Source organism: Sodalis sp. (in: enterobacteria), from assembly GCF_047607725.1.
In the GTDB taxonomy this organism is placed as follows: domain Bacteria; phylum Pseudomonadota; class Gammaproteobacteria; order Enterobacterales; family Enterobacteriaceae; genus JBLKSS01.
Map to the genome: position 1 here is coordinate 1 of NZ_JBLKSS010000181.1, position 7,762 is coordinate 7,762.

At 55.4% G+C, this 7,762-nt stretch carries 3 protein-coding genes and 4 pseudogenes; 2 read left to right on the plus strand and 5 right to left on the minus strand.

Annotation, left to right across the window (positions count from 1 at the left end):
* The first annotated feature begins 62 nt into the window (after positions 1 to 62).
* The gene (locus ACMX3H_RS15300) at positions 63 to 263 is read left to right on the plus strand and encodes a hypothetical protein (RefSeq protein ID WP_415211442.1); all 201 of its coding nucleotides are present in this window, start codon (positions 63 to 65) and stop codon (positions 261 to 263) included.
* A 290-nt stretch (positions 264 to 553) separates the two neighbouring features.
* Here ACMX3H_RS15300 and ompF read toward each other — a convergent pair.
* A pseudogene (ompF, locus tag ACMX3H_RS15305) lies at positions 554 to 1,652 on the minus strand (porin OmpF).
* A 1,253-nt stretch (positions 1,653 to 2,905) separates the two neighbouring features.
* Between ompF and robA the strand changes: the two are divergent.
* Complete coding sequence (robA, locus tag ACMX3H_RS15310; RefSeq protein ID WP_415211443.1) at positions 2,906 to 3,835, plus strand: MDR efflux pump AcrAB transcriptional activator RobA; 930 nt, start codon at positions 2,906 to 2,908, stop codon at positions 3,833 to 3,835.
* A gap of 127 nt (positions 3,836 to 3,962) precedes the next feature.
* Here the strand turns inward: robA and ACMX3H_RS15315 are convergent, their stop codons facing one another.
* The 4 genes and pseudogenes from ACMX3H_RS15315 to ACMX3H_RS15330 form a co-directional block, all read right to left on the minus strand.
* A complete protein-coding gene (locus ACMX3H_RS15315; protein WP_415211444.1) occupies positions 3,963 to 4,334 on the minus strand; it encodes a hypothetical protein in 372 nt (123 codons plus the stop codon).
* Positions 4,335 to 4,337: 3 nt separating this feature from the next.
* A pseudogene (locus ACMX3H_RS15320) lies at positions 4,338 to 5,039 on the minus strand (succinate dehydrogenase/fumarate reductase iron-sulfur subunit); the annotation flags it as partial.
* 30 nt (positions 5,040 to 5,069) lie between these two features.
* Positions 5,070 to 6,865, minus strand: a pseudogene (gene frdA, locus ACMX3H_RS15325) (fumarate reductase (quinol) flavoprotein subunit).
* A 65-nt stretch (positions 6,866 to 6,930) separates the two neighbouring features.
* Positions 6,931 to 7,622, minus strand: a pseudogene (locus ACMX3H_RS15330) (DASS family sodium-coupled anion symporter); the annotation flags it as partial.
* Between the last annotated feature and the right edge of the window lie 140 nt (positions 7,623 to 7,762).

The window sequence follows — 7,762 nt, forward strand, 5'->3', positions numbered from 1 at the left end:
CGCCGGATTATCCATGATCTGACAGCCGTCCCTTATAGGATGCGGGTTCACTAGGCATCGTAGTGGAACATATTCTTACCGGGCCATACAACAAACCCACCAATAATTCAAGACGTCCTCCACGGGGCGCTTACGGAAAATCTGCCATTTCTGATAACACACCCATGCTCCATCCACTGAATGATACAGCCCGCCGGTCAGGCTTTGCTTCCCTTTCGCTTATCGCCAGTGGGCGTAAAAGGGGTTGCTCTTCAAAAGCATAGACCATTTGTATGGCGAATACCTTGTCGGTGAGGGAAAGGCGATAATGCCCGACCACGAGGGGATGGGTCCGAAGCGACACGCGCCGTCGATGCGCAGGATAAAACGGGTGTTCGTCAGGCGCGGTACGCGTTTTCTCGAGCCGTGACGCGTTCGACCTGGCAAGCCGCTATCCCCAGCGGAAAACCGCACGCCGGTGCACGGCAGGTTGGCGATGGTCGGCAGGAAAAAACGCCCCGTCCGGGAAAGCGGACGGGGCGGGGGCAGGGTCGACGACCGTCAACCCATCAGGTCAGAACTGATAGACCAGACCCAGGGCGACCACGTCGCCGCTGTTGATGCCCAGGGCGTTATCGTCGTCGATCTGGTTGATGATGTAATCCACATAGGTGGACATGTTGCGGTTGAAGTAGTAGGTCGCGCCCACTTCAAAGTAGTTGAGCAGGTCCACATCTCCGATGCCTTCAACATCTTTGGCGCGGGATTTGGTATAGCCGATCGAGGGACGCAGGCCGAAGTCGAACTGGTATTGTGCCACCAGCGAGTAGTCCTGTGTCTTGTTGGCAAAGCCTTCCGCTGTGGCGCCCGTCGAGGTGGTACCATCGAAATAAGTGGCGTTGCGGGTTTCACCGTAGGTGGCGGCCAAATAGATATTGTTGGCTTCATACTTCAGGGCGGTTGCCCACTGCTCAGCGCGATCGCCGTTACCGTAGGCCGCGGACTGCTGGACGTCGGTACGATCGATCGGAGGAGGCATAGCTGCCGACAACGCCGATGCCGATAGGCGTTTCATAGGTGATAGATCCGCCCCAACCATCGCCGTTAGCGCGGCCCATTTCGTCACGATCGTTTTTACCTTGATATTGCAGGGCGAAACTCAGACCGTCAACCAGGCCAAAGAAGTTACTGTTGCGGTAGGTGGCGACGCCGGTGGTGCGTCCCACCATGAAGTTGTCGGTATAGGCCAGTTCACCGCCGAACTCCGGCAGCATATCGGTCCAAGCCAGCGCGTCATATACCCCGCCATAATTACGGCCATAATCAAATGAACCATAATCGCCGAATTTCAAGCCGCCAAAGCCCAGACGGGTTTTGTTACCGTTGTCGAAATCGTCTCCACCTTCGCTGTTGTTGGCCTGTACGTTATATTCCCACTGACCATAACCGGTCAGTTGATCGGTAATTTGCGTTTCGCCCTTGAAGCCAAAACGGATGTAAGACTGGTCGCCGTCAGTCGCGTAGGCGTCATCTTTACCGAAATAGTGCAGGCCATCCACTTTTCCGTATAAATCAAGCTTATTGCCGTCTTTGTTGTAGACTTCCGCCGCATTAGCCAGGCCTGCCGCCAGCATGGCCGGAATAGCCACTGCAAGTATGCTTTTTTTCATCACATTGATACCTTATATAGGCTTTTTTTTGAATGCGGGCATAAGCCCGCGCCACTACTGAAACATCTCTTCTGAAAAATTTAATTACAAAAAAGGGGCGTATCCATTGCAGTGTCCGTATATCACGCTGTAAGCATTACAGAAATCCTTCTCTTCTCTGCTCAGGGTGTAATGCCTATTTTCTGCTATACTAAAATTCTACGATTATGCATTGTTTCTATCGCTTCGCTTGGCGTCAATACTGTTTTTTTCAAACACTGCATAACCTGAGACGGGTGAAGAATTAACATGTCATCCGGAAAGTGATTAATGGCCTTGCCGCTGTGATAATAATTTCATTCTTGGCAGCGTTGTCCCCACCTTCGGTGCGCCGTTCCTTATCCTGCCGCTATTACCGCTCTAAATCAGGGCGTTGTGCCGCCACGGCTTGTCGTGGTATTTGCCTGCGTCGTTGTGCTCTTCGTGCCAGGGGCCGAATTTGCCGATAAAAAGGGCAAAATTGGGCGACGGCACGCTCGGTCAATAACAGCACGTTTGGTTCAATTTACCCGCTAGCCTACACTTTCCTGATTGTCAAAGCCAGCCTGTCAGGCGTTTTTGCACGGCAAACGGAGACGGTAGTCGGTGCCTTGGCCTATTTCATCCCCGGCCAAGGCGTGAAGCGCAACAAGTAGACACAGGAGGCTCCAATGGGAAATAAAATAATAAACTTCTGAAGGTAAAAGTCACTATGGATAATTAATTATTTTGTGATCCATTGTAAATTCTCAACATACATTATCCCAAAGTTATTACAGGATAATTTCAGCAGGCGCATGAATAAACAAAAAGCGCATTTGATGTTTGCTTCAGCATTAATTGCTAAAAATCGCACGCATTAGCCTATTTGGATAATGGCGGAAATAATATATTTGTATTTCTGGATAATAAATCGGTGAAAGTATGTATTAATATTAAACAATTTATCACAGTCTCCAACAAAGATATATCTCCTGACATGATAGTGTCACTTTCTAAGCGAAACGGTATTAACCCGCCTGCGTCAGAGGTTATTTCGCCAATTTTTCGGCACAAATTGTCATTAACCGCATTCGTGGTTAACTTAAAATGCCCCGTAAATGTTTAGTTGCACAAAAGTTACAGAATGAAAACATTTTATGCCAATAGTTTCATTGAGTTATTATTAGTTAAAGTGTTGTCCGCGCGCGGACGCAGGGGGATGACATCAAAACTTACAAGGAACCTGAGGGTATTCTATGGATCAGGCCGGTATTATCCAAGATTTGTTGAGCTGGCTGGAAGGGCATCTCGATACGCCGTTGTCGCTGGATAGAGTTGCTGAGCGCTCGGGTTATTCCAAGTGGCATTTGCAGCGCAAATTCAAGCTGGCGACCGGGCAGGCGATTGGCGCCTATATATGGGCTCGGCGGCTCTCGCGGGCCGCGCTGGCGCTGCGGCTTACCAGCCGCTCGGTAGAAGATATCGCGCTGCAGTACGGTTTCGACTCGCAACAAACCTTCACCCGCGCATTCAAAAAGCAATTTATCCAGACGCCGGCGCTTTATCGCCGTTCGCGCAAATGGCATTTCTCGGGCATGCACCCGCCGTACCGTTTCGATAGCCGGCCTTTGCCCGCGGCGGAGTTCGTTACGCTGCCGGCAATGACTCTCATTGGTACCTCGCAAAGCTACACCTGTACGTTGGAGCAGCTGAGCGAATATCGCACTAATTTGCGTACCCATTTCTGGCGCCAGTTCCTGGCCGCCACGCCGGGCAAACCGTTGGTGCTGTACGGCCTGTGCGCCACGCAGGCGATTAAGGCGCGAGAAGATCGGCAGGAAGTGTTTTATACCACGGCGGTCGAGCCGCAATACCTTACCGATGGCATGCGCCAGGGGCAGCCCATCGAGCTGGAGGAAGGAGAATATGTCCAATTTACCTATCAGGGACCGAAGGCGGGGTTACAGAATTTTATCCTGGACATTTATGGCCACTGTTTACCGATGATGAAATTAATTCGCCGCGAAGGGGCCGACATCGAACGGTTCCGCCTAGCGGCGTCGGCTGGACAAGGCGAGTCGACAGACATGTTCTTGTGCGATTACCTGATCCCTATCCTGCGCGCCGAGCAGAGTATACAGCAGCCCGTTACGCTGCCGTTAAGCTTCGGGTTGTGCCCTGGCTAAACTTTGCTGCCATCCCCTCTCGCCTTTGCGCGCGATGGGCAGGGCGTACCTACAGCAGCAGCCCGTCACACCGGCCTTGAGCGTTGGGCCGAGCCCAGGCTGATGGCCGCCTTCACGGGCGGGGAAGTCAACAGAACAGAAATAGCCCCCACGGCAGCAGCGTGAGATAACTCCATACAAAGAGGAAAACCCACGGCGCGTGGCGCGGAAATAGCACGCCCTGGCAAAAGTATTTCCAGGCGGCGCCGGGATAAAGACCGAGCGGCAGCAGCAGTGTCACCACCAGCACCAGCGGATGCTGTAAAAAGGCCACGAACCGCGTCCAGTCCGCTTCCCCGCCGTTGAGCATCACGGCGTCGCCGAGCAGTTCCAGACTGAACCAGATTGCCGGTATGGCCGTTGCTTCGCGCAGCATGTAAAAGCGGTAAAAGCCAAGATGGCGCCACCAGCCGCCGGTCATCGGCGGCGTATAAGGTCTACGTTTGGATGCATTTATCATCGGTTAGTCTCCCTGCGGGGTGAGGGTGGCAATCAGGTAATCCTTGCTGCTGGCCACTTTGCCCTGCTGTATGGCCGCGGCGGGGTCGACATGTTTCGGGCAAACCTCGGAACAGTAGCCGACGAAAGTGCATCGCCACACGCCGTTTTCACCGTTGAGCTGCGCCATGCGCTGACGCTGGCCCTTATCGCGGCTATCCAGGTTGTAGCGGTGGGCAAGGGTAATCGCCGCTGGCCCGATAAATTCCGGGTTAAGGCCGAATTGCGGACATGCGGCATAGCACAAGCCACAGTTGATGCAGCCGGCGAATTGATGGTATTTCGCCATTTGCGCTGGCGTTTGCACGTTGGCGCCCTGTTCCGGCGTGCGGTTATTGCCGATAATCCAGGGTTGAATTGCCAATAAACTTTCCATAAAGGCGCTCATATCCACCACCAAATCGCGCTCGATGGGGAAATTCGCCAGCGCTCGCACCCGCAGGCCGTGCTGAAAATCGCACAGGAAGGTTTTGCAGGCCAGCCGGGGAACATCGTTGACCATCATGCCGCAGGAGCCGCATATCGCCATCCGGCACGACCAGCGGAATGTCAAATCCGCCGCCAGATGGTCCTTGATATAGCCCAGCGTGTCCAAAAGCGTAGTTTGCTCGTCCCAGGGCACCTGATAGCTTTCCCAGTGCGGGGCGCGATCCTTTTCGGGATCATACGTTGGATCTGTACCGTCAACGGGTGCTTGTCAGCCATGGTGGGCCTCCTTACTCGCGGTGGCCGGCGCTTCCGCCTCGCTGCCGTAAACCCGCTTGGCGGGCGGTAGAGTGGTGATTTTCACGTCGCTATAATCCAGCCGGCCGCCGCCGTCGGACGTAGCGAACGCCAGGGTATGCTTAAGGAAATTGACATCGTCGCGGGCGGTACAGCCTTCGTCGAGACGTTGATGCGCACCGCGTGATTCCCGGCGATGAAACGCCGAATGCGCCATGCATTCCGCCACGTCAAGCCCGTGCTGCAACTCCAGCACATACAGCAAGTCGGTGTTGAAGACGCTGCTGGTATCCTGGATCTTAACCCGTTTAAACCGCTCTTTCAGCTCGGAGAGCTTATCGACGGTCTTTTGCATCAGCTCGGGAGTGTGATAAATGCCGCAGCCTTCCTCCATACTCAGGCCCATTTCGTCGCGCAGGGTGCTCCAGCTCTCGGTACCGTCCTGGCGCTGCAGCGACCGCAGGCGCTCGGTGATATCCCGCGCCAGACTGTCCAGCGCCACGCCGTTGGCGGGTGAACTCTGCTGGGCGCGCAATGCCGCCTGTTCCCCGGCGATGCGACCGAAGACCACCAGCTCCGCCAGCGAGTTGGAGCCCAGCCGATTGGCGCCGTGCAGCCCCACCGAGGAGCATTTCCCCACCGCGAGCAGCCCCTGCACGCGGGTTTGGCACAGTGGGTCGGTCTCTATGCCCCCCATGGTTTAATGGGCGGTGGGACGCACCGGAATCGGCTCATGCACCGGATCGACGCCCACATAGGCTTTGGCCAGCTCGCAGATAAACGGCAGCCGTTCTTGCAGCTTTTTGGCGCCCAGATGACGTAGATCCAGATGTACAACGTCGCCGCGCGGAGTGGCGATGGTGCGCCCGGCACGCCATTCATGCCAAAAAGCCTGCGAGAGTTTGTCTCTGGGGCTCAGCTCCATATATTTGTTTTTCGGTTCGCCAAGCGGGGTTTCCGGCCCCATCCCGTAATCCTGCAGATAGCGATAGCCGTCTTTGTTGACCATGATGCCGCCTTCGCCGCGGCAGCCTTCGGTTATCAAGATACCTGAACCGGGCAGGCCGGTCGGATGGTATTGCACAAATTCCATATCGCGCAGGGGAACACCGTGACGTAGGGCCATGCCCATGCCGTCGCCGGTGACGATACCGCCGTTGGTATTGTAGCGGTACACGCTGCCGGCGCCGCCGGTGGCCAGTATCACCGCGTTGGCGCGAAACTGCACCAGTTGGCTTTCCATCATGTTGATGGCCACCAGCCCACGGGCCTGCCCGTCGTCGACCAGCAAATCCAGCACAAAATACTCATCAAAGCGTTGGATTTGCGGAAATTGCAGCGAGGTCTGAAACAACGTGTGCAGCAAGTGGAAACCGGTTTTATCGGTGGCGAACCAGGTGCGTTCGATTTTCATCCCGCCAAAGCGCCTGACGTTGACGGTGCCGTCGGCTTTGCGGTTCCACGGGCAGCCCCATGCTCCAATTGGATCATCTCCCGCGGGCAGTCGCGCACGAAAGTATCGACCACGTCCTGTTCACACAGCCAGTCGCCGCCGGAGACCGTATCGTGAAAATGTTCGGCAAAACTGTCGTGATCTTGGGTGACGGCGGCGGCCCCCCCTTCGGCCGCCCAGCTGTGGCTGCGCATGGGATAGACTTTGGATATCAAGGCAATCTTGAGCAGAGGCTCCGCCTGTGCCACGGCGATGGCGGCGCGTAGTCCCGCCCCGCCGGCGCCGATGATAGCGATATCGCAATTAATGACCGACATAGCGTTCTCCATTGCTTAGTAAATAATGCTCAAATAATAAATGGGCGCTGTGGCCGCCCGCGGCCTCATACCACCATTAACATCCAGGGGTAGCCGATGACCAACAGTAGTACCAGGAAAATCGCGCCGAAGATGGTACCCAATCGCCAATAATCGGCGGTCGGAAGGTAGCCACTGCCGTAGTAAATCGGGCTGGGACCGGTGCCATAAGGGGTGATAATCCCCATGATACCCAGCGACGTGACCAGCAGCAGGCAAAATACCATCACGTTAATGCCCGGAATCGCGACGCCTATCGCCAGTACCGCCGGTAGCAGCGTGGTGGTATGGGCGGTGGTGCTGGCAAACAAAACAAGTAGTGCAGCAGGTAAAACACCAGCACCAGCGCCAAGGTGGCCTGTACCGGCGGGATACCGCCCAGTATCTGCGCCCCCAGCTTGCCCAGCCAGGCGATAAAGCCGACGTCGGACAGACCAGCCGCCAGGGTGACCAGGGTGGCGAACCAGACGAAGGTATTCCAGGCCGGTTTGTTGCCGGTGATATCGCTCCAGTCCAACACGCCGCTCAGCAGCATCAACACCACTACCATCAGGCCAGCTACCGCCGGTTCGATAAAGGCGGTGGCAAAGATCCAGCACAGCAGCGCCATACAGACAAAGACCAGCAGCAAGATCTTTTTACGCGATAGTTTGGCCAACTCGCTTTCCGCCCAGCGTGGCACTTCGGCATTTTCTTTCACGCCGGGCGGATACAGCCAGGTAAGCGCCCCGTGGAGGACGTCTTGAATTATTGGTGGGTTTGTTGTATGGCCCGGTAAGAATATGTTCCACTACGATGCCTAGTGAACCCGCATCCTATAAGGGACGGCTGTCAGATCATGGATAATCCGGCGATGAT

Bases quoted from the DNA above. Each gene is read 5' to 3' on its own strand.
- ACMX3H_RS15315 (WP_415211444.1), bottom strand. From the start codon at position 4,334: ATGATAAATGCATCCAAACGTAGACCTTATACGCCGCCGATGACCGGC.
- robA (WP_415211443.1), top strand. From the start codon at position 2,906: ATGGATCAGGCCGGTATTATCCAAGATTTGTTGAGCTGGCTGGAAGGG.